General features: G+C 46.9%; 16 protein-coding genes. 10 read left to right on the top strand and 6 right to left on the bottom strand.

The window, feature by feature from the left end:
* Positions 1-107 precede the first annotated feature (107 nt).
* Positions 108-3,653 carry an EAL domain-containing protein gene (locus QUB24_RS00490; RefSeq protein WP_333149572.1) on the bottom strand — a complete coding sequence of 1,182 codons (3,546 nt, stop codon included), beginning with the start codon at positions 3,651-3,653 and terminating at the stop codon, positions 108-110.
* 242 nt (positions 3,654-3,895) lie between these two features.
* Positions 3,896-4,957 carry a transposase gene (locus QUB24_RS00485; protein WP_333149570.1) on the bottom strand — a complete coding sequence of 354 codons (1,062 nt, stop codon included), beginning with the start codon at positions 4,955-4,957 and terminating at the stop codon, positions 3,896-3,898.
* A gap of 198 nt (positions 4,958-5,155) precedes the next feature.
* Between QUB24_RS00485 and QUB24_RS00480 the strand changes: the two genes are divergently transcribed.
* Positions 5,156-6,172 carry a zinc-dependent alcohol dehydrogenase family protein gene (locus QUB24_RS00480; RefSeq protein ID WP_333149891.1) on the top strand — a complete coding sequence of 339 codons (1,017 nt, stop codon included), beginning with the start codon at positions 5,156-5,158 and terminating at the stop codon, positions 6,170-6,172.
* A gap of 598 nt (positions 6,173-6,770) precedes the next feature.
* Here QUB24_RS00480 and QUB24_RS00475 read toward each other — a convergent pair.
* The 3 genes from QUB24_RS00475 to QUB24_RS00465 all read right to left on the bottom strand — a co-directional run bounded on the left by QUB24_RS00475 (position 6,771) and on the right by QUB24_RS00465 (position 11,191).
* Complete coding sequence (locus QUB24_RS00475) at positions 6,771-8,444, bottom strand: asparagine synthase-related protein (protein ID WP_333149568.1); 1,674 nt, start codon at positions 8,442-8,444, stop codon at positions 6,771-6,773.
* Between the two features lie 161 nt (positions 8,445-8,605).
* A complete protein-coding gene (locus QUB24_RS00470; protein WP_333149566.1) occupies positions 8,606-10,054 on the bottom strand; it encodes a serine/threonine-protein kinase in 1,449 nt (482 codons plus the stop codon).
* Between the two features lie 132 nt (positions 10,055-10,186).
* Positions 10,187-11,191, bottom strand: coding sequence for a LysR family transcriptional regulator (locus tag QUB24_RS00465; RefSeq protein WP_333054398.1), 1,005 nt, complete (start codon positions 11,189-11,191; stop codon positions 10,187-10,189).
* Between the two features lie 229 nt (positions 11,192-11,420).
* Here QUB24_RS00465 and QUB24_RS00460 point away from each other — a divergent pair, with 229 nt between their 5' ends.
* The 7 genes from QUB24_RS00460 to QUB24_RS00430 all read left to right on the top strand — a co-directional run bounded on the left by QUB24_RS00460 (position 11,421) and on the right by QUB24_RS00430 (position 18,907).
* Positions 11,421-12,134 carry an NnrU family protein gene (locus QUB24_RS00460; protein WP_333095535.1) on the top strand — a complete coding sequence of 238 codons (714 nt, stop codon included), beginning with the start codon at positions 11,421-11,423 and terminating at the stop codon, positions 12,132-12,134.
* A gap of 45 nt (positions 12,135-12,179) precedes the next feature.
* Positions 12,180-12,557, top strand: a complete 378-nt coding sequence (locus QUB24_RS00455; RefSeq protein WP_333149563.1) for a thioredoxin family protein — start codon at positions 12,180-12,182, stop codon at positions 12,555-12,557.
* A 396-nt stretch (positions 12,558-12,953) separates the two neighbouring features.
* Positions 12,954-14,999 (top strand): NAD(P)H-quinone oxidoreductase subunit 5, encoded by a 2,046-nt coding sequence (locus QUB24_RS00450; protein ID WP_333149889.1) that lies wholly within the window; start codon positions 12,954-12,956, stop codon positions 14,997-14,999.
* Between the two features lie 525 nt (positions 15,000-15,524).
* The gene (locus QUB24_RS00445) at positions 15,525-17,111 is read left to right on the top strand and encodes an NAD(P)H-quinone oxidoreductase subunit 4 (RefSeq protein ID WP_333149561.1); all 1,587 of its coding nucleotides are present in this window, start codon (positions 15,525-15,527) and stop codon (positions 17,109-17,111) included.
* 276 nt (positions 17,112-17,387) lie between these two features.
* Positions 17,388-18,080, top strand: a complete 693-nt coding sequence (locus tag QUB24_RS00440) for a response regulator (RefSeq protein WP_333149559.1) — start codon at positions 17,388-17,390, stop codon at positions 18,078-18,080.
* Positions 18,081-18,271: 191 nt separating this feature from the next.
* On the top strand, positions 18,272-18,544 hold the full coding sequence (locus tag QUB24_RS00435) for a hypothetical protein (protein WP_333149557.1): 273 nt from the start codon (positions 18,272-18,274) through the stop codon (positions 18,542-18,544).
* A 39-nt stretch (positions 18,545-18,583) separates the two neighbouring features.
* On the top strand, positions 18,584-18,907 hold the full coding sequence (locus QUB24_RS00430; RefSeq protein WP_333149555.1) for a clan AA aspartic protease: 324 nt from the start codon (positions 18,584-18,586) through the stop codon (positions 18,905-18,907).
* A gap of 241 nt (positions 18,908-19,148) precedes the next feature.
* Here QUB24_RS00430 and QUB24_RS00425 read toward each other — a convergent pair whose 3' ends face one another.
* Positions 19,149-19,904, bottom strand: a complete 756-nt coding sequence (locus tag QUB24_RS00425; RefSeq protein ID WP_333149553.1) for a LuxR C-terminal-related transcriptional regulator — start codon at positions 19,902-19,904, stop codon at positions 19,149-19,151.
* A 171-nt stretch (positions 19,905-20,075) separates the two neighbouring features.
* Between QUB24_RS00425 and QUB24_RS00420 the strand changes: the two genes are divergently transcribed.
* Positions 20,076-20,504 carry a DUF6220 domain-containing protein gene (locus QUB24_RS00420; RefSeq protein ID WP_333149551.1) on the top strand — a complete coding sequence of 143 codons (429 nt, stop codon included), beginning with the start codon at positions 20,076-20,078 and terminating at the stop codon, positions 20,502-20,504.
* A gap of 9 nt (positions 20,505-20,513) precedes the next feature.
* Complete coding sequence (locus QUB24_RS00415) at positions 20,514-20,948, top strand: MAPEG family protein (protein ID WP_333149549.1); 435 nt, start codon at positions 20,514-20,516, stop codon at positions 20,946-20,948.
* Positions 20,949-21,808: the final 860 nt, after the last annotated feature.

The following is a 21,808-nucleotide window of genomic DNA, read 5'->3' as shown; positions in this document are numbered from 1 at the left end:
ATTAGTCATTAGTCAGAAAGAATGTTTTAACTTTTAACTTTCGACTTCTTATTACCAACTACCAATTACCAATGACTGATGACCAATGACTAATGACTCCTGACTAATTACCATTTAGGTTGACTTTCTATCAAAAGTGTGGCTGCGATGCTGTCTATCGGCTTTGAGAAAAAGTATCCTTGTCCGTATTCGCATTGCAGGGCTCTGAGTAAATTAAGCTGTTCGCTGGTTTCGATGCCTTCAGCAATTACATCCATACCTAAATGACTGGCTAAAATTAAAATAGTCTGTACAATCGCTTCGTTGCCTTCATCTTCAGTCATGCGGCTGACAAAAGCTCGATCAATTTTTAAAGCATCAGTTGGAAAAGTGTGCAGGCGGCTCAAAGAAGAATAGCCAGTGCCGAAATCGTCAATATATAATTGGATTTCTAAATTTTTCAATTCCGCGAGGATAGCGACTGCTGATTCGGCATTCTCCATGATGACGCCTTCAGTAATTTCTACCTTTAAAGTGCGGGGGTCAAGCTGAGTTTCTTGTAAAATTTCGCGGATGCGATCGATTAAATCCGGTTGTTTAAATTGTTGGTTAGAAAGGTTGACGCTGACAGTCAACGGCGGATTTGCGGGGAATTTTTGGTGCCACTCGTGGATCTGATGACAAGCCGATCGCATCATCCACCAGCCCATAGGTATAATCAATCTAGTTTCTTCAGCTACTAAAATAAACTCGCCAGGAGATACGACACCCCGCTGCGGGTGATACCACCGCATCAGCGCTTCAAAACCGCTGATTCTACCAGTAACTAGAGAGACGATGGGCTGATAGTAAAGCTGAAATTCCTGGGAGTCTAAAGCGCGTCGCAGGTCGTTTTCCAGTTGCAAAAGGGCGACGGCGCGAGTGTGCATACTTAAGTCGAAAACTTCGTGGCGAGCTTTGCCCAATCCCTTAGCATGATACATGGCAGCATCTGCATCTCGGAGCAGTTCTTCAGGCCGATCGTACAATATCGGGAACGGGGCATTGGGAACCGGAGAGTCAGAAGATAAGCAAGACAAAGAAGTTTCCCGATCGATATTTCCCAGATTTTCGGGACTCGACAGTTTGCTGGTTTCCCTTGGATACGGAGGAAAACCAGAACAAACAATCCCAATGCTAGCACTGGTAAAAACTTGATATTCGTTAAGGTAAAAAGGCTCTGCCAGTTCCGCCTGCACTCGTTCGGCAATCTGGATCGCATCCTCGGTGCTTTTGATATTTTCCAGCAAAATAGCGAATTCGTCGCCGCCAAGACGGGCAACGGTATCTCCAGCGCGCAAACAGATTCCCAGGCGCTGCGCGATCGCGATGAGCAACCGATCGCCCACTAAATGCCCCAAACTGTCGTTAACAACCTTAAAGCGATCGAGATCGATAAACAGCACCGCAAACAAAATTTCGGGGCGGCGTTTGGAAAGATCGATCGCGTGCCCCAAGCGATCCATAAATAAAGCTCGGTTGGGCAAACCGGTTAGCATATCGTGCAAAGCATCGTGTACTAACTTATCTTCTGCTATTTTGCGGAGGGTAATATCTTCGACAGTGCCTTCGTAGTAAAGTAAATTTCCGTCAGGATCGCGAACTGCCCGGCCGTTCTCGGAAACCCAGATAGTAGTGCCGTCAGCGCGGTAAACTTGGGACTCGAACTCAGACACAAAACCGTGTTTTTCGATCGCGCGCAAAAACTCCGCGCGCCGGTTGGGATCGAGGTAAAGTTGGCGGTCTATATCTTGGATATTCGCGATCAATTCGGCGGCCGACTCGTAACCGTAAATTCTCGCCAAAGCAGGGTTAGCGCTGAGGTAGCGTCCGTCGGGCGTTGTCTGGAAAATGCCTTCGATCGCATTTTCAAAGATACTGCGGTATTTCTCTTCCGCCTGTTGCAGCGCGAATTCTGCCTGCTTGCGATCGGTGATATCCGTCAACGTGCCGAGATAGCCTAGAACTTCCCCGCTTTTGGTCATTTCTGGCACTGCTTGCCAAAATACCCAGGTTGTGAAGTCACCGTTGCAAAAGCGGTACTCTAACTTACAGGGCAACTTGTCTGTGACAGCGCGATACCACTGGCTCAAAACACGATCGCGGTCTTCGGGATGCAAACTTTGCGCCCAACCTTCGCCTAGTGCCTTTGGCGCAGTCAGTCCCGCCATCTCCAAAAATCGCTCATTGACGTACAAGCAATCTCCAGCAGCGTCGGCGCGAAAAATCCCGACAGGCAGTATTTTTGCCAAGGTGTAATAGCGGTATTCGCTTTCTAGCAACGCGCTGGCAGCTACTTTAGTCTCTGTGATGTCAAACATTGCGCCTTGAAGGATGACAGACTTGCTTGCTTCATCGCGAACTGCGGTAGCTTGATCGCGGAACCAGACGACTCGGCCGTTGCGGGCGATCGCGCGGTATTCTGAAACCAGCGACCCGTCGCAGAAGATATCTTCTCCATCGCTGAATTTCTGTGTGGCGTTTTCCACTAACACGCGGTCACGGTCTTCTGGGTGAACGAGTTTCAGCCACAGGTTGGGATCTGCTCTCCATTCAGCTACAGAATAACCTAGAAAAGTCTCGATTTGCGGGCTGATGTAAAGTTTGGCAGCCGTGCGGTTGAGGGGAGAAATGTAGGTGACAGCGGGCATTTGTTCTACCAGGGCGCAGTATTTCGCTTCTACAGTGGACAGTGCTGCTTCTAGGCGCTGCCGCTCTAATTCGGCGGCGGCCCGTCCAGCAAAGATGCTGAGAATTAATCGGAATTTGGCAAGATGTGCTTCCACCAGGGGTTGATCGTGGAAAATACAAATAATGCCTAAAGGTTCGCCGTAAGAGTTTTTCAGCAAGACTCCCAGGAAACTGCGCGCACCCGTAACTATCGGTCTGCGGTCTTCTGGAAAGGTTTCCCCGAGGTAGTCTGGACAGGAATACATTCCCTCCTCCAGCACCCGCGCTTCGGGAGTATTGGCGGTGTCGCACTCAAAGTTTGGCTGCTGCTGTCCGTCGCTCCAAAAACTGATAAGTTGCAATCTATCGGCCGCAGCATCGGTGCGTGCCTTCGACTTAATCGATTTGGCAGCGACGGCGGTGCGAACTCCGAGTGCTGAGGCTAAGTGGCAAACTAAGGCATCAAAGAATTCTGCTCCCCCCGGCGACTCAGTACCTGCTAGGATTTCGCCCAGCAAATCTTCCTCTAATTGCTCGGAAGCAGTAACTTTGGGAGGATTCTCGGCATTCGGGCGATCGGGATTTTCCCCCATCGAACCCGAAATGCTCAGACTTAGGGTTTTGCAGGTTCCAGGCCCCATAATAGGCGAAGAATTCACACTTAGGTGCTGTTGCTTGGCCAAGAATACAGCCTGGCCCATACCTAAAACTTTACCCAAGAAGCTGTCAGTTGCCTGCCACAGATTTGAGTTGGGAAAAATCAAAAAGTTTTTCCGCATTTTCAATCCCGCAGATAAATCGTCGGGCTTTAATTCTGCCAACTGCCGTTGCTCGTGGGCTAGCGGTAGACTAGATAGCCTTCGGTGCCACTTGAGATAAATCGTGGACGCCACGGCTAAAGTCGCCAATAATCCCAGAAGATATGCAAGAATCTCAAAGTAAAAAAATAAATCTAGATCGAACATCGATTAGCACCGCTCGACAATTGTTGTAGTTATCTGAAGCCAATCTATTTAAAAATAACTAAGTATCGTCACAGATGGGTAACGAATACAAGGTAAGATCGCCGTGAAGGCGACAACAGAGTTAACAGTTCACAAAAAACCTGGCACTACTTGACATTACCGAACTTTTTGTATTTTTTTTCGTACAGGCTGAAACCGTACAGGTGAAATTGTAAACACATATATACGATTGTGGCACTCCTCTAAGGGGGTGAGTTTACGTTTACTTTTCTAATCATAATTAACGCTGCATTCACATCAGCATTAATCCGACTTTCATTCCAAGACCGAAACCATCCGCGTTTATCGATCTTACCCTGGTAAGAGTCTTGCTTACCGACAGGCTCTAAATCCCCTAATCTGCACTTATTTGTATAATATGCTTGTGTAACTATTATGTTGATACCGACTATCTCAGTTTTGTAAGTAATAAACTTTATGATTTCGGCATGAGGAATTACACCCAAAATTTGATGCTTTTTTTGTGATTTTATCTTCTGTTTATTTCTCAGATTGGTGTCAATAATGAACTGAATTATTTTCCGAGCCACCAACCGCTTGATAATCAAACTGCTGGTTTTATCTTGGTAGTTTTCTAATCGTTTATTTCGATTAAAGGTGATTTGCTGCATTTGGCGCGTGGTAGATTTTCCCTGGTAAAGTTTTGATAGTAAAAATGCTCGGCGCTGATTGAAACATTGATTGATTGATTTGAGATTTTTTTGATTATCATAAATAGTTGGAATAAATGTTGGCTTATTGGATGCCACAGCTACGAGGTGATCGATCCCTAAATCTATACTTGCTCTAAGGTGGCAATTTAAATTCACCAACGTTACAAGCTTTTGATGGGCAGCCTCAACAAAGTATAGTGCTGTTGCAGGAACTATTCTTACCTTGATGACATTAGGAGATTTTGTATAAATTATTATGTCACTTGGAGAGAAATGAAGTAGTCCCTTATTGGAGTCGCTCCCCCTTTTTTTTATGGATTGGTTATCAGAACTGAACAAGTTACCTGTACAGATTCTATGTTTGTATTGGGGGATGCTGGGGAGAAATGAAAATTTAGGTATATCTCGGTCATAAGCTATTCTTGACTTTTGGCAATCCTCCCAATCGTGAACAACTTGTTTGAAAACTTGCTTGCTAATATTAGCAGGGAATGATTGAGAGCAGTCTCTAGGTTTGAAAATGGCAAATAACTGTCTGATAATTTTAGTGCCACCAACTTTAGAGCCCGAAGTGAAAAAGTGTGTCCTCATAAATATTTACCATGATCGTAGAGATTTTTGAACAGAAATGATAAGCCATCAAACTGTTTATAAAACTGATGCTGCCGATCTATGTAATGCCTTTCAACAACCCTCATAAATTTTGGGATAAACGAAAAGTTTTTTGTTGCTTTGCTAAGCAATATACAATAAAGTCTAGGGATTATCTGATCTAGTGTAACACCCATGATGAAAGCGATCGTTTTTCAAACCCCCGGAAGCCCGTCCGTATTGAAAGTGCAAGATATCCCCGCCCCTACTATACAAACAGAAACTGAAGTTTTGGTGCGGTTGCGAGCGGCGGGTATCAATCCGATAGATACTAAGTTGCGATCGCGCGGCACTTTTTACCCCGATAAAGCTCCTCACGTTTTGGGGTGCGACGGTGCTGGAGTCGTAGAGGCTATCGGTGCTGGTGTGCAAAGTTTCCAAGTGGGAGACGAGGTTTTTTTCTGCAATGGCGGTTTGGGCGGGTCGATCGGTACTTATGCTGAGTTTGCCGTTGTAGACGAACGCTTTCTCGCCCTCAAGCCTGCTGCTTTAAGTTTTGCTGAGGCGGCGGCGGCACCGTTAGTTTTAATTACAGCTTGGGAATCGCTGTACGATCGAGGGCGCTTGCAAGCCGGTCAGGTGTTATCAAAGAAGGTGCTGATTCAAGCTGGTGCCGGCGGTGTCGGCCACGTCGCGATACAGTTGGCGAAGTTACAGGGGGCAGAGGTTTGCACGACTGTTAGTTCAGAGGAAAAAGCCAATTTTGTCAAGCACCTAGGTGCAGATTCAGTTATTTTATACAAAAATACCAATGTTGTCGATGAGGTTTTGACTTGGACTCAAGGACAAGGAGTTGATTTGGCTTTCGATACAGTCGGGGGAGAAACTTTTTACCAAACTATTCCGGCTGTTCGATTTTATGGAGATTTGGTAACAATTTTGGAACCAGATCCAGCTTTGGGCAATTTGAAAACAGCGAGAATGCGGAATCTGCGAATTAGTCTGGAATTAATGTTAACACCGATGCTGGAAGGTTTGGTGGAGGAACAGGAACAGCAGGCTCATATTTTGCAGAAGTGTGCTCGTTTGTGCGATCGCAACTTGCTAAAAATTCACGTCAGCAAAACTTTCCCTCTCGAAGAAGCGCAAGCCGCTCACGAACTGTTAGAAACAGGCTCAGTAACCGGTAAAATAGTGCTTGAAATTGGGGGTTAAAAATGCGGCTGCTTAAATAAGAAATTGACAACTGATATCATGTCCGGTCGAGGAACCGCGATTTTTGTAGGGCGAGTTCACCAAGAATACCTGCCAATAATTGACACTCTCAAAAACCCGCCCCGACCGGGATATTATCGTTAATCGATCGGACATGATATGAAATTATTGGATAGAAAGGTGCAAAATCCTCGTTAATAATTTTGAGAGAACTCTGGCTAATTCGACGACCCAGGTGAATCTTTGTTTTCTATCCAGTCCGTTGGCATCGGAATGATTCATCTGTCTCTTCCGTTTCTCTGTATCCTCTGCGCCCTCTGCGGTTTAATTCGGTTCTATAAACAAGAGCGAAAACCGCATAGGGAAAATGCCATTGTCGATCGACAAATTAGGGGGTCATTCGATTTTAGATTTTAGATTTTAGATTTTAGATTTTATACCAATTTTAAAAAAGAATACTGTTGCATTCTTTTTTAAAATTGGTATAAATAACTTCCACTCTTGAAAGTGGGATGGGCGTCCCGCCCGTCTTTTTTGGACGGGCGGGACGCCCATCCCACAATAACAATTAAAATTGTAAGTTATTTAATTCGCCATCCTAACGGCGATTCACTTGTAACCAAATTTCCAGCGTCACCAGCAGCCACAGCTTCAGCCCATAGCGGGGAAAAACTTCCCCACGATAGTTTAGCCATTCGCGGATTAGTGTTTGATCGAGGTAAGGCGCGATCGCCGCATGACGATTCAGCAACAATGATCGCGCTTGCCGCTGCCAATCCCTCAAAAACCACTGCTGCATCGACATCACCATCCCGCTTTTCGGACGGTTGACAATGACATCTGGCAGCAAATCAGCCACAGCAGCCTTGAGAACCGCTTTTTCCTGCGCGCCCGAAAGCTTATATTCTGGGGGAATTTGCAAACTCAGCGCCACCATCCGCGAATCAAACAAAGGCGATCGCGCTTCCAATCCCGCCGCAGCGGTGAGATTATTCACCTTGGTCAAAATGTAATCGGCTCCTTTAAACTCAATGTTGAGCCGCATCAGCCGATTCAAAAACGTTGTTTCTGTCTGTTGCAATTCCTCAGCAAAGACGGAAGGCGCATTCTTCACCTTTTCCCAAACCTCCGGCTTCAGCAAACGTGGCAAATCCACATAGCATTTTTGAAACGAAGTCAAGTAAGCTGCGATCGGATCTGGTTTACCCTGAACCGAACCATACAAACTATTCAGCAGCATCGGCTTATTTTTCGGCCCGCCAAAGCACGGATCGCCGCCTTCGCCATTGAGTACCACGTCTGCAAATTGCTTTGCCGATCGCCCCAACAGCAAATTGGGAACCGTCAAGCCTTCCCCCACCGGATCATCCATTGCCGCCAGTGTTTCCGGTAGTAAATCCCAAATTTGCTGCGGCGAAACTTCCAAAACGTGGTGCTCAGTGCCACAATGTGCCGCAACGATGTTGGCAAATTCAATCTCGCTGGGATATTGATCGCCAAAGTGCATCGAAAAAGTGTGCACCGGGCGATCGTGCAGTCTTGTGGCGATCGCGGCGACGCAACTGGAATCAATACCGCCCGAAAGATATGCTGCGACTGGTTCTCCCGCTGGTAGCGCTGACTGCACCAGTTGTTCCAAAAGCGATCGCACTTGTTGACTATGCCATTCCAAAGGGCGATCGGCATTAGTAATTTGCTCCTGTGGCTGCCAGTATCTGTGCGCCTCAATATCCGGTAAGTACAGGTAGCTACCGGGCCGCAACTCTCGCACCGCTTCCCACAGCGTTTGTGCTCCGGGTACAAACGCACAGCACAAGTAGTCGCGCAAAGCAACTAAATCAAGTTCTCGATCGTGATACGGATTGAGCGATCGCAGTCGAGGCGCAATCCAGCGAGTCGTTCCTGTACGAGTGTAATAGAGCGTTTTGGCTCCAACGCGATCGCGCCCCAGACACAAGGTTTTCTCCTCTCGATCCCACACAGCAAGGGCAAATTGTCCTTCCAGTAAGCTCAAAGTTTGAGGGCCTGACTGTTCCCATAGCCGCCCGACGATCGCCAAATCGGTCAATCCCTCGGTATCAATCTGTTGTTTGAGCGTTGGAGTGCGATCGAAGCAGCAGTCACCTACGAGCACAAATCGCCGATTGGGGCTGAAGGTGGGTTGAGCTCCGATTATGGCAAAACCGGAAGTTTCCCAAGTTGCAGGGTGCGATCGGACTTCTGGGCCCCAAGCAATGACCCAATTCGGGTTAATCAACTTCTGATTTTCCATTGATTTATTAAGCTTTTTATGGACGGGCAGGATGCCCATCCCACAATAAATTCACTCTTTGTGGAACAGGCATCTTGCCTGTTGCGGGCAGGATGTCCATCCCACAATAAATTCACTCTTTGTGGAACAGGCATCTTGCCTGTTGCTGACAGTGGTGCAAGTTAAAAAATATTAGAAAGTAACTTATAAATCAATCTAAAAATAGCTGTGCCAGCGATCGCACCCAAAGCACCCAACCATCCCACAAACAACACGCCAGTGATCGGAGAATTCGGATAAATCGCACCTGCAGCCGTCTGTAAAACCGGGAAAAACCACAGCAAAGCCACAGTACCTGCGCCAATAATCAACATCTCAGTTTGTTCGATCGCCCTGCGGTACTGGCCGTAAATCAAACCCGCCACAATCATCCCCAATAATCCGATACTCAAGCCAGGAGACGGCAGCAAACTCGTCAGGGCGATCGCCAGCACCCCCGCCTCAAAACCCGTAAACGCCGCCCCGGACAAAACCTCCCAAATCGAAAAAGTCGCTCTCTGCGAAGGTTGCAGCCCTCCTGGAGGTGTTGCAGCAACCCGTACAGGAGGAGGTGGCTGAGTCGGTTGAAGAGGTATCGGAGGCGGCGCCACCACGACTGTAGGTGGTTGAGAATGTTGTTGAGGCCGAGACATCAGAGCCGCTTCCACCTCCCTCGCAGATTGAAACCGCTGGCTGGGAGCTGATAATAACATTCGATCGAGAACGTGAGCCAAACGCGAACTTACCTGCACCCGCGACTGCCAATTCCACTCATTTCTGTAACTATCAAAAAGCTCCGTCGGTTGCAAACCACTCAGCAAAGTAATACAAGTCACAGCCAAAGCATACAAATCCGTTGCCGGATAAACTTCTTGCCCGCTCATCTGTTCTGGCGGAGCATAACCCAAAGAATAAATGCCAGTCGAAGCTTTTGCACTCCCAACACTTTGTGTTACTTGTTTAACAGCCCCAAAATCTAATAAATAAAGCCGACCGTTTTTACCCCGCATAATATTAGCAGGTTTAATATCCCGGTGAATCGAACCGCGAGAGTGTACAAAATCGAGAACCTTCAAAATTTCCCGCAGCACCTCCACCGTTTCCGCCTCCGAAAACCTGCCTTTAACAGCCTGTTCATCCTCCAAATTTTTACCGTCAATAAATTCTTGAACCAGATAGAAAAACTGATCGTTTTTTCCCGGCTGCAAACTCGTAACAGTCAGCTCAAAAAAAGCCAGCAAACTCGGAATTTGGGAATGTTCGTTTCCCAGTTCTTCCAGCACCGCCGCTTCCCGTTCAAAAAGAGTTTGAGCGATTTTTAGCTGGGGCGGAGTCAGACTTACCGACGGCTGCAAAAGTTTAGCAACGCACTGCCGCATCGCGGGAGTATAGCGGTCTCTGGCCAAAAATGCCGCCCCAAAACCGCCTTGACCCAACAACCTCACGGGCAAATAGCGCCCGCTCAAAATCATGGGCATCCCGCAAGCGGTGCAAAACTTTTGCTGCACCGTTTTCAGCCGCGAACTGTCATCGAGGTCGGGAAAAGAGTTTTGAGGGCGCGGGCAGCCCGGTCGGGTGCAGTAAACTTCCATTTTTGTTTGCTAAGAAGAGGGAAGAAGGAAGAGGAAAGAAGGAAAAGGGAAGAACGAAGAAAAAGTGATGGTTAAACCAGATTTCGATTTCTCAACTCACCGCGAACTGCTAACTGCCAGCGACCTAAGAGATTAACTTCCCGCCGAGTTGGGAGTTCCTATTTCTATGAATCCCAAATCGAGCGCCGGGGGTTCTTTCTTCTCCAGGATGGTCGAATAAGTAGCAAACTGGGGCAAAATTTCATTGCTGAAAGCCTCGGCAGCTTTAGAACGGTAGCGGTTGGGGTTGTAAATCAGCGACAAAATGCGAGTTACCAAAACTTCGTCCATTTGAGATTTGTGCAAGACGCCCATGAGCAACTCTTTTTCGATCGCCGAAACCGAGACAAAAGCAGCTCCTAGCCCCGACTGAACGGCATTTTTAATGGCTTCGATCGAATTTAGTTCCATCTCTATTTTCAAGCGGCGCGTGTCTATGCCGCAGCGAGTCAGTACCTGATCGATTACTTTGCGGATCGTAGACTGCGAATCGAGAGATATAAACTGCAATTTGTAAAGGTCTTCTTTTTGGATAGTTTCTTGTTGTACCATCGGGTGAGATGGAGGAAGAATCAGAGCCAGTTCGTCCTCAGCGTAAGGAACAATTTCTAAAGCTTCTACAAGTTCGGTAGGAATTTCTCCGCCAACAATTGCCAAATCGATTTGCCCGTTGGCCACACTCCACGCCGTGCGGCGAGTCGAGTGAACGTGAAGCTGTACTGCTACATCCGGGTACTTTTGGCGAAACATTCCAATCATCCGGGGCAGCAAATAGGTTCCCGTTGTTTGAGAAGCGCCAACAATCAAAGTACCGCCTTGGAGATTTTGCAAGTCTTCCAGAGCTCGACAAGTTTCCTGGCAAAGCGATAAAATTTTCTCGCCGTAACTCAGCAGCAGGTGTCCGGCTTCGGTCAGTTGCGCCCGCCGCCCCCCCCGGTCAAACAGTGGCACGTCCAACTGTCTCTCTAAGTTTTGCACCTGCAAGCTAACTGCTGGCTGGGATACATAGAGGCTGTCCGCGGCGCGTTTGAAGCTTCCTTCAGAGGCGATCGCCTTGAGAATGCGTAACTGGTCTAAAGTGAAAGGAAGGTCAGACATATATCTAAATTGTCAGTTGTCAGTTGTCAGTTGTCAGTTGACGGTTGACGGTTGACTGTAGGCAGCGAACAGCAAACAGCGAACAGTCAACAGCGAACAGTCAACAGCGAACAGCGAACAGTCAACAGCGAACAGTGAACAGTTAACTGACTGATAACCGCTGAATGCTCCCATAGATACTTTGTGACACAAATTGGCCGAGAATCAATAACTTTTCTTAATATTTGCAATGACGATCGACTTGGCGCTCGACTCCCACTTAGTTATTCTGGGTCTATTACTGGTTTTTGCGATCGCCCACAGCGGTTTAGCAGCCCTCCGACCCAAAGGTGAAAAGCTGATCGGGCCGAGACTTTACCGGGTTTTGTTTGCCCTTGTCAGTTTGCCGCTAGCCGTCATTCTGATTGTCTACTTTTTCAACCACCGCTACGACGGCGTACAGCTTTGGCAAGTACAGGGATTACCCGGAGTTAAACCCGCAGTTTGGATACTTTCGGCAATTTCCTTTCTGTTTTTGTACCCAGCAACTTTCAACCTCCTAGAAATTGCCGCCGTCCAAAAGCCCCAAGTTCACCTCTACGAAACTGGCATCATTCGCATCACCCGTCACCCGCAAATGGTGGGACAAGTGATTTGGTGCGTGGCCCACACCCTGTGGATTGGCACTAGCTTTACCCTCGTCACTTCCATCGGTTTGGTACTTCACCACCTGTTCGGAGTGTGGCACGGCGACAGGCGACTTCAGGCTCGTTTTGGAGAATCCTTTGAAACCATCAAATCTCGAACCTCAATCATGCCTTTTTTGGCAATCCTACAAAAGCGTCAAACCCTTGATTTGCTTGAGTTTCTGCGCCCTTCCTATCTAGGTGTAGTCATTTTTACGGGCCTGCTGTGGGAAATTCATCCTTTTTTGATGCGTGTCACTAGGAACATATACTGGTAGCATGATCCCTAGGATAGAAAAAAAATTATTAAATTTTGAGGGCTCATGGTGTTGTCGGTTAGCGAACGCACTTTTGCACAAGAGGTGTTTCAAGCCTCTACCCCCGTTTTAGTTCACTTTTCGGCTCCTTGGTGCGGTTTGTGCCGCGCGATCGACCCCACGCTTAAGACTTTTGAAGCACAGTGGGCAGGAAAAGTCAAGCTCGTAGGGGTGAATGCCGATCAATGTTTCAAGTTGGCCCACACTTATCGGCTGACAAGTCTGCCCACGCTGATTTTGTTTGAGGGCGATAAAGTTCGATTTAGATTGGAAGACTACCAAGGACGCGAGGAACTGCGGCGGACTCTGGATGCCTGGATGCTGGCCGCTCACGTAGCTTCCCCATCTCAACGGCTGCAACTTCAGGAAGTAGCCAACAGGTAACGGCTGCAAGTTATTCGGCTTTTAGGTAGAAAGCAGAAGCAATTCCTCATTTGTCGATCGGCCCCCTGAGCGCCAAATGTCGCAGTCCTGAATACAGAAACAGAAACAGTGTTTTTTACAAAAATATAGTGTGGAACGCCAGGGTATCGGTTAAAAAACCCGGTTTCTTGATTTCTTTCCGTCCAAGCTCGATTTGTCAGTCTATATTTGGGCATAGATTTAAGGCGAACTAGATCGATCAGCTCGATCGGGAAAATATGCAGTAGGTCTCAAGCGTTGTCGATCGACAACGCTTGAGAATTACAACAAGTATTTATGCCGGGTCGCGCAGGCTTGTGTCACAATTGTTTACAGTTTGGGCAATATCTAGTAGAAACTTTAAACTACCTATCAGTGATGGAACTGCTTTATCAATATGCTTGGCTGATTCCTGTCCTGCCACTGGCAGGCGCAATGCTAGTAGGTCTAGGCTTAATCACCTTTAACCAGGCAACCAACAAACTCCGACAAGCGAATGCGATATTAATCGTGTCCGCACTCGGAGGGTCAATGGTACTATCCTTCGCATTGCTGTGGAGTCAACTACAGGGCCACGCACCCTACACCCGCACTATTCAGTGGGCTTCTGCTGGCGACTTCTCGCTGAATATGGGCTATATCATCGACCCGCTGACGGCGGTGATGCTGGCGATCGTCACTACGGTCGCCTTTTTGGTGATGATTTACACCGACGGCTACATGGCTCACGATGACGGCTACGTGCGCTTTTACGCCTACCTGAGCATCTTCAGCGCCTCGATGTTGGGTCTGGTAATCAGCCCGAACATCGTTCAGATTTACATTTTCTGGGAACTCGTAGGTATGTGTTCGTACCTGCTAGTCGGATTTTGGTACGATCGCAAACCCGCTGCTGACGCTTGCCAAAAAGCTTTTGTCACCAACCGCGTCGGCGACTTCGGCCTACTGCTGGGCATCCTCGGCATTTACTGGGCCACCGGCAGCTTTGAATTTGAGGTGATGGGCGAACGTCTGCACTCATTAGTCGAATCCGGTGCCCTCAGCGCGACTCTGGCGACAATCTTCGGCGTCCTGATATTTTTGGGGCCAGCAGCCAAATCCGCTCAATTCCCCCTCCACGTCTGGCTACCAGACGCAATGGAAGGCCCGACACCGATTTCGGCCTTAATCCACGCCGCGACAATGGTAGCCGCCGGCGTATTCCTGATCGCTCGGATGTACCCGGTGTTTGAAGGGCTGCCTGCAGTCATGAATTTGATCGCCTGCACTGGCTGTTTTACGGCATTTATGGGTGCTTCGATCGCGATTACCCAAAATGACATCAAAAAAGGCCTCGCCTACTCCACCATCTCCCAACTCGGCTACATGGTGATGGCAATGGGCGTCGGCGCTTACAGTGCCGGACTTTTCCACTTGATGACTCACGCTTACTTCAAAGCAATGCTGTTCCTGTGTTCAGGTTCAGTGATTCACGGGATGGAAGCAGTTGTAGGCCACAACCCCGCACTCGCTCAAGATATGCGAGTCATGGGCGGCTTGCGGAAATATATGCCGATTACCGCTTCTTGCTTTTTAATCGGAAATTTGGCAATCTGCGGAATTCCGCCGTTTGCTGGTTTTTGGTCAAAAGACGAAATCCTCGCCAGCGCCTTCTCCGCAAATCCCGCTTTGTGGGCTGTTAGCTGGCTGACGGCCGGGATGACCGCGTTTTATATGTTCCGAATGTATTTCAGCACCTTTGAGGGCGAATTCCGGGGCAATGACAGCGCCATCAAGCGGCAACTCTTGCAACCCGGTGTTGTTTTTGGCCCCGGAGCGATGAACGTTAAGGAATTGGCATCAACTGGCGACAGTCACGATGAGCACGACCATTTGCCTCACGAATCTCCTCTGACAATGGCTCTGCCGTTAGTTTTGCTGGCAGTACCTTCTGTGTTTATCGGTTTTCTCGGTACGCCGTTTGCCAATTATTTCGAGCAGTTTGTTCGCGCTCCAGGCGAGTCTCTCGAAGAAGTTTTGGAACACGCTGCTGAGTTCAATTTGACGGAATTTTTGATTATGGGCGGAAGCTCTGTAGGTATTGCTTTGCTGGGCATTACTTTGGCTTCTCTGATGTATTTGAGCCGTAAAATTGACGCAAGTGCGATCGCCCAAAAAATCAAACCGCTTTACGAGTTCTCCCTCAACAAGTGGTATCTCGACGATATCAACGATTTTCTCTTTGTCAAAGGCAGCCGCCGTTTAGCGCGGCAAGTCATGGAAGTTGATTTGCGAGTCGTCGATGGTGTCGTCAACTTAACAGGGTTTCTCACCTTGGTTAGCGGCGAAGGTTTGAAATACTTTGAGAGCGGTCGCGCTCAATTTTATGCCCTGATTGTGTTTGTCGCAGTTCTGGGTTTTGCGATCGTTTCTGGAGTCGGTTAAATCTGTAGAGATACGGCCTTGTCCATTGGTGTCAACAAACAGGTAAAACCGATAGTCCGACAGTCCGACAGACAGGGAATGAATTCCCTGTCTCAAAGCTAAAGTCCTCTCAAGAGGACTGAAGAACTCCTTAAACCTCTTATTGTGGAACAGGCATCTTGCCAGTTCAATACTGGCTTTTTTGCAGATATCTATTAGTCCTCTTCAGAGGACTTTCGCTAAAAGCCCCGTGGGTTTCAACCCCTGGCGGACTCGCGGACTTGCAGATGATCGGCTTAAGTTGACACCAATGGGCAATGGCATTTCCCACCACAAGATATTTTAAGAACGGGTATTAGCTTAATAAATCACAATTGACAATTAGCAAATAGAAATAAATCTTTCATTAAACTTAACTGTTGCGATCGCATAATTTGTCCAAATAATAGCCAAAAAAATTGTTACGTCTAAAGAAAGTATAAAATTTAGGCTAAAATTGGCAAAATGTGTTTAAACCTAATAACTGATGGATCATTTTAAAACGCAATGGATACAGCTAACTTTCCCTGGTTAACAACAACAATTCTGTTTCCCATTGCTGCGTCCTTGCTGATTCCTTTAATTCCCGATAAGGATGGCAAGACGGTGCGGTGGTATGCCCTAATTGTGGGTTTGATCGATTTTGCCCTACTTGTTTACGCTTTTTACACTCAGTACGACTTCAGTAATCCAGATTTGCAACTGGTAGAAAGTTATACTTGGGTGCAGCAACTCGATTTGAATTGGTCTGTGGGTGCTGACGGTTTATCGATGCCGCTGATTTTGCTGACTGGTTTTATTACTACTCTGGCTACTTTAGCTGCTTGGCCGGTCACATTTAAACCGAAGCTTTTTTACTTTTTGATGCTGACAATGTACGGCGGCCAAATCGCAGTTTTTGCCGTACAGGATATGTTGCTGTTTTTCCTAGTTTGGGAACTGGAATTAGTCCCGATTTACCTGATTTTGTCAATCTGGGGCGGCAAGAAGCGCCTCTACGCAGCAACTAAGTTTATCCTATACACCGCAGGCGGTTCGCTGTTTATTTTGCTGGGCGCGCTGACGATGGCGTTTTACGGCGATACGGTGACTTTTGATATGCGGGCGATCGCAGCTAAAGATTACGCCCCCACTGTAGAATTGCTCCTGTATACAGGTTTCTTAATAGCTTACGGCGTCAAACTGCCAATTTTTCCGCTGCACACTTGGCTCCCTGACGCTCACGGCGAAGCAACCGCACCCGCCCACATGTTGCTAGCAGGAATTCTGCTAAAAATGGGCGGCTATGCTTTACTGCGGATGAATGCGGGAATGCTCCCGGATGCTCACGCTGTCTTCGCACCCATCTTGGTAATTTTGGGTGTGGTTAACATTGTTTACGCCGCCTTAACTTCTTTTGCTCAGCGCAATTTGAAGCGAAAAATTGCTTATTCTTCGATTTCGCACATGGGGTTTGTGCTGATTGGGATAGCTTCGTTTACCGATTTGGGAATTAGCGGTGCAATGCTGCAAATGGTTTCCCACGGTTTAATTGGGGCGAGTTTGTTCTTTATGGTGGGCTGCACTTACGATCGCACTCACACGCTCATGCTCGACGAAATGGGCGGTGTCGGGCAGAAAATGCGTAAGGTTTTTGCCATGTGGACTGCTTGTTCTATGGCTTCTTTGGCTTTGCCGGGAATGAGCGGTTTTGTAGCAGAATTAATGGTGTTTGTAGGTTTTGCAACGAGCGATGCTTACAATCCAGTATTTAAGGTTTGCGTGGTATTTCTAGCTGCTGTCGGGGTGATTTTGACTCCGATTTACCTGCTGTCGATGCTGCGTGAAATCTTCTACGGCCCTGAGAATAAGGAATTGTCGGATCACGAGGAATTGGTGGATGCGGAACCGCGAGAAGTGTTTATTATTGCGGCTCTGTTAGTGCCGATTATTGGCATTGGTTTATATCCGAAGATGCTGACTCAGGTTTACGATGCGACTACTGTACAGTTGACTGCAAAATTGCGCGATTCTGTGCCGTCGCTAGTGGCTAAGGCTGCTACGAATAAAACTCTGTCTCTGCGTGCTCCGGCGATCGAGCCGAGCAAGTTATGATTTGAACGAGATGTAGGAATAAAACCCCCAAAATCTTAGAAAGATAGAGTTTGGGGGTTTTCTATTTTAATTGATATACAAATCAGGGAAACTTTGGCTCTCAAGCAATTTGGAGTTGGGTTTTAGAAAAAAATGGGTATGCGGTCAAGGAGTGCGATCGAAGTGTTAGACCGGAACTATGGTATAATTAATACTTATGGGGAGCAGTTTTTGGTGGGGGCGTATTGCAAGGTTATCTGTTCGTGTTTGGTACCTCATATTTCGGTTAGGTGAACAGTGAGAATTGACGATATTGTTAAGCTATTCGACGCAATTACAAAATTGCTCAACGTCCTCATCTGGCCGGGAGTAATTTTGTTCATCCTGATCCGGTTTGGTCAGGACTTGCGTGAGTTCTTCTCAAGCTTGGGGGAGCTATCGCTTAAAGGGGCAGGATTTGAGGTTTCTCTAAAGAGAAAACAAGCTGAAGTTGTTGCTGCTCTGTCTGCTGCGGCTGCATCTAAACCTGATGGAGATAAGACTCCTGAGAGCGTTGCAAAAGAAGCGATGATTGCCGCAGATGTTGTCGCTGAAGTGGTTACGCCTCGCGCCATAAGACGTGCGAGGAGATCAACAGTCCTTTGGGTGGACGATAACCCTCATAAAAATAGCTATGAACGTCAAGCACTTGAAGCGCTAGGAGTTAGTTTTGTGTTGGCGAAATCGACAGATGAGGCGCTAAAGAAGATTTCTAAACAACGTTTCGATGCAATTATTTCCGACATGGGGCGACCACCTGATTCCCAAGCAGGTTATACGCTTCTCGATCAGCTACGCTCTAGTGGGGATCAAACTCCATTTATCATTTATGCTGGTTCAAGAGATCCAGAGCACGTTGCGGAGTCACGCCGTCGTGGTGCTATTGGATGTACTAATAATCCAAACGAGTTGTTTGAGATGGTATTGTCTGCGTTAGCTCGCCCCGCATAACCACCCCAATGTACACCGACCGCTGAGAGCTTATCTATTGAGTGTACTGAGAACAACTTAATTGATATTATTCCTTTCTTGATCGAGCAGGGAATAACTATTGATGATGTGCGTCAAGGTATGCGATCGCACCGAGTAAGTGAGCTATCATATCCATAATAGGATAAAAAGTTACAAAAAAGAGGGAATGTATGCAAACAATCCTTTTGAGTCGTGAAGAAGTCGCTCGTCGTGCGAAACATTTGTATGAGAGTACCATCCGCCAAAAAATTGAATTAGAAGAGAATATTGGCAAGATAGTCATCATTGATATTGAAACAGGTGACTACGAAGTTGATAAAACTGGGCTAAAAGCCGCACGTAGTCTGATGGCAAAGCATCCGTATGCTCGACTTTTTGGCATTCGTATTGGTTACAATGTGGCTGCTTCGTTGGGTGGTGTAATGGATCGTGTCAACAAGTGATTTCTGGTATTGTGACCGATCGGCACGCGATCGCCCTTGTTGACGTTTCTCCTCCCAAGCGGCTCTACTTTCGCGATCGAGTTTGTCATAGATACGGGCTTCACTGACTACCTATGTTTGCCACCGGAGGCAGTTACCTTACTGGGGTTGCCGTTCCTGTACGATATGCCTGTAAACTTAGCAGATAACAGTGAAGTCCTAGTAGCAGTTCACGAAGCAATCATCCTTTGGGACGGGGAAGAACGAGAAGTTCGTGTATTTGCTACAGGGCGAAGACCTCTGATTGGAACTGCTTTGCTCGACGAGCAAGAACTTGTGATTCAGTTCACTGAGGGGGGATTAGTGACGATTGATGAGTTGTAGTTTCCAACGCTCGATCGCCCTACTCAATACTTCAAAACTACTGCGGTCGATCGCTCTTCAATTAAGTGCGTTAGCGAAGCCCTCGAAGAAGATCGCTCTTGGGGTTTCTAGCGTTAAGTTTATTGGTGAGTGTTCTGCATCAAGTTAGGAATGAGAATTAAATAACTTCCACTCTTGAAAGTGGGATGGGCGTCCCGCCCGTCCAAAAAGGACGGGCGGGACGCCCATCCCACAATAACAATTAAAATTGTAAGTTATTTAATTCGCGATCCTTAGATGGAGACATTTTTACACTTGGCAAATTATATTTTGTCGCCGAAAGCTGTGCAACCATTTCTGCACGAGACGAAACCTCAAGCTTACGGAACATTCGCTTCAAAGCTTGCTTCACTGAATTCTCAGTAATCCAAAGTTCCCTCCCGATTGCTGCGTTGGTTCGCCCCAAAGCAACCAATTCGGCAATTTGCAATTCACGAGGCGTTAGGCGTGAAGTCTTCAAAGGTTGGTGTTGCGATTCCCTACGGGATAGCTTCGCCGCGCGTACTGTTGCAGCCCAAACAGACAAGTGCAAACAGATCGCACTCAAATCCGCTAGATTTTCTGTATCGAAAGCGGGCATTGACCGATCGCGCGTACAACCCACTACACCCATTAATTGACCGCGACTGACAATCGGCCCCGCCATGACGTGCCAATGATCGGGTCGGGGACAAATTATTGTCCAAACCTTGGGTGATGCCACCAATGCTTCATGGACAGGAGCATGACGTTCCGCTAAATAACGCACAACAGGATTGTGTTCGATCGATAGCCCAACTTTCAGTATTTTCTGAAGATTACTATCTACCAAGGGCAGTTGATCGAAGAAAAAGATTCCCGATCGTTTAGCTGCAAAATACTCGCCGATTTTGGGCACGACTTGCGATCGCAAATCTTGTTCGTCCTTTACCTGGTCGAGCGCTTCAAATAAAAGCTGCAAGGGACTTTTCATCGTCATGGTGTCAACCGATTTTAGATTTTAGATTTTAGATTTTAGAATTGACCCCACGGATGAATCCGGGCGCTTGTAACCAAATTGCTTGATTGTCAAAAAGAGTACCCGATCGAGGTCTAGAAGCATTGCAATACTCGAATTATATTACCCTTGTAATCTCAAAAGCAACTTGACATGACAACAAGTTTGGAAACCGAGCCTGATCGCACTCCCACACGTGGGATACTCATCAGCTTTTATGTGACTTCAATCATCTTTAATGTCTGCTTGATTGCTCAGTTATTAACGGTTGGAGTTGCCTACTTCAATAATCCTGCATGGTGGAATATTCATGTTTGGCTAGTGCGAGGGTACAGTGGGCTGTCATTAGTATTACTGGGATGGTCGTTTCTCGCCCCATTCTCACGCAGAATACGACATCTCGCCGCCAGTTTGCCAATCCTGCTTGGACTACAATTTTCCAGCATTCATCTCAAAAGTCCTCTTCACCTAGAGATACTGCATCCTCTAATTGGATTTACGTTACTCTATGTTTCTTCCAGCCTTGTACATCGCATATCGTCTACTTTATCGTCCAGCAACTATCACAATAATCAAATTTGAGAGGTATAAATGACGCAAGATGCCATCTTCACCCCCTTCTTTGCCACAGTGTTTCTAACACTCCTAGTATGGGTGTATATGTACATCCGCCGTATCAGTTTTATCAACAGTATAAAGCTTGCCCCGAATGAACTTGCTGTACCGGGCGCACTGGCACAAATTTCGCCACCCAGCGTATCCAATCCATCGGACAACCTAAAAAACCTGTTCGAGGTTCCGGTACTTTTCTATGCACTTGTCCTATATCTGTTCATCACGAAGCAGGTAGATACAGTGTATGTGAACGCCGCGTGGGTCTTCGTTGTGTTTCGCACATTGCATAGTGCTGTCCATTGCACATTCAATCTCATCATACTTCGGTTCTACCTCTACCTATTTGCCACGCTCGCGGTGTGGTTCATCGCGATCCGCGCAGCACTTATTTACTTTGGCACAATTAATTAACTTCGCTCAAATGAGGTAGAAGTTATCAACAGTCGCCGAACAATGAGCGTGCAGCGGAAAGCCGGCCCTGTTTCTGCGTGTATGTTTGGGGTCTTGCGGGGCGGTCTACCACTGAACCAAGTCGTTAGGTCGCGATCGCAATACCCAATACTTTAAAATTACCAGTAGAGCGATCGCGCCGGAGCAAGTTTTGAAGCGATGCGCTAAAATCCTGTTCAGATAGCTATTATAGATTAATCATGAAGATTAAGGCGAAATATGTTTCTGGCAAAGGACTCGGCAAAATGTTTGAGCGACATGGTTGGTCGCTAAAAATAACCGCTTTGTCTCGTTAGAAGGCTCTTTGGCTATCCATCCCTAATTATTCAATCCACCGGGTTGTATTCATCAATACAATTGAAAAAATCAAAGCATTTTTAGAGCCATGAAAGGGTTGATTCAATATCTTTACGAAATCAAATTAGATAAAGCTATTCTCTGGTGCTATCTCATTTGGTATGTTGTAGTAGTTTGTTTTCATTTTGATCCTTCGGTCAAGATATGGCTCAATTCAATTGGTATAAGTGCTGTAATCGGTACTGGTCTGATGCTAAGTGTTTCTTCTAGTAAAGGCAAAAGAGATCATTGGCAGGCATTCAGGTTATATCTCATGCCATTTTGTGTCTCAAGCTTCTCTGCCTTAATTAAAGATGAGGGATTTATCATATTCATATCACCAAATATCACCGAAACAATAGTGTCAGTATCATGCTGTATTCTGTTTTTATTACTTATTTTAGGAGTCAAAATATTCAGAAATAAACTTATTTAGCGGAACGACAAAATTGGTTAAAAAAGCAGCAGAAATATGACACTTTAGG

The sequence above is a fragment of the Microcoleus sp. B9-D4 genome (genome assembly GCF_036705105.1).
GTDB lineage: Bacteria > Cyanobacteriota > Cyanobacteriia > Cyanobacteriales > Microcoleaceae > Microcoleus.
This window is presented reverse-complemented; position numbering and strand designations above follow the sequence as displayed.

Excerpts from the sequence above, each read along its gene's own strand:
- QUB24_RS00450 (WP_333149889.1), top strand. The coding sequence starts at position 12,954 with ATGGAACTGCTTTATCAATATGCTTGGCTGATTCCTGTCCTGCCACTG.
- QUB24_RS00445 (WP_333149561.1), top strand. The coding sequence starts at position 15,525 with ATGGATACAGCTAACTTTCCCTGGTTAACAACAACAATTCTGTTTCCC.
- QUB24_RS00425 (WP_333149553.1), bottom strand. The coding sequence starts at position 19,904 with ATGACGATGAAAAGTCCCTTGCAGCTTTTATTTGAAGCGCTCGACCAG.
- QUB24_RS00455 (WP_333149563.1), top strand. The coding sequence starts at position 12,180 with ATGGTGTTGTCGGTTAGCGAACGCACTTTTGCACAAGAGGTGTTTCAA.
- QUB24_RS00415 (WP_333149549.1), top strand. The coding sequence starts at position 20,514 with ATGACGCAAGATGCCATCTTCACCCCCTTCTTTGCCACAGTGTTTCTA.
- QUB24_RS00460 (WP_333095535.1), top strand. The coding sequence starts at position 11,421 with ATGACGATCGACTTGGCGCTCGACTCCCACTTAGTTATTCTGGGTCTA.
- QUB24_RS00475 (WP_333149568.1), bottom strand. The coding sequence starts at position 8,444 with ATGGAAAATCAGAAGTTGATTAACCCGAATTGGGTCATTGCTTGGGGC.
- QUB24_RS00465 (WP_333054398.1), bottom strand. The coding sequence starts at position 11,191 with ATGTCTGACCTTCCTTTCACTTTAGACCAGTTACGCATTCTCAAGGCG.
- QUB24_RS00485 (WP_333149570.1), bottom strand. The coding sequence starts at position 4,957 with ATGAGGACACACTTTTTCACTTCGGGCTCTAAAGTTGGTGGCACTAAA.
- QUB24_RS00435 (WP_333149557.1), top strand. The coding sequence starts at position 18,272 with ATGCAAACAATCCTTTTGAGTCGTGAAGAAGTCGCTCGTCGTGCGAAA.
- QUB24_RS00470 (WP_333149566.1), bottom strand. The coding sequence starts at position 10,054 with ATGGAAGTTTACTGCACCCGACCGGGCTGCCCGCGCCCTCAAAACTCT.
- QUB24_RS00480 (WP_333149891.1), top strand. The coding sequence starts at position 5,156 with ATGAAAGCGATCGTTTTTCAAACCCCCGGAAGCCCGTCCGTATTGAAA.
- QUB24_RS00490 (WP_333149572.1), bottom strand. The coding sequence starts at position 3,653 with ATGTTCGATCTAGATTTATTTTTTTACTTTGAGATTCTTGCATATCTT.
- QUB24_RS00420 (WP_333149551.1), top strand. The coding sequence starts at position 20,076 with ATGACAACAAGTTTGGAAACCGAGCCTGATCGCACTCCCACACGTGGG.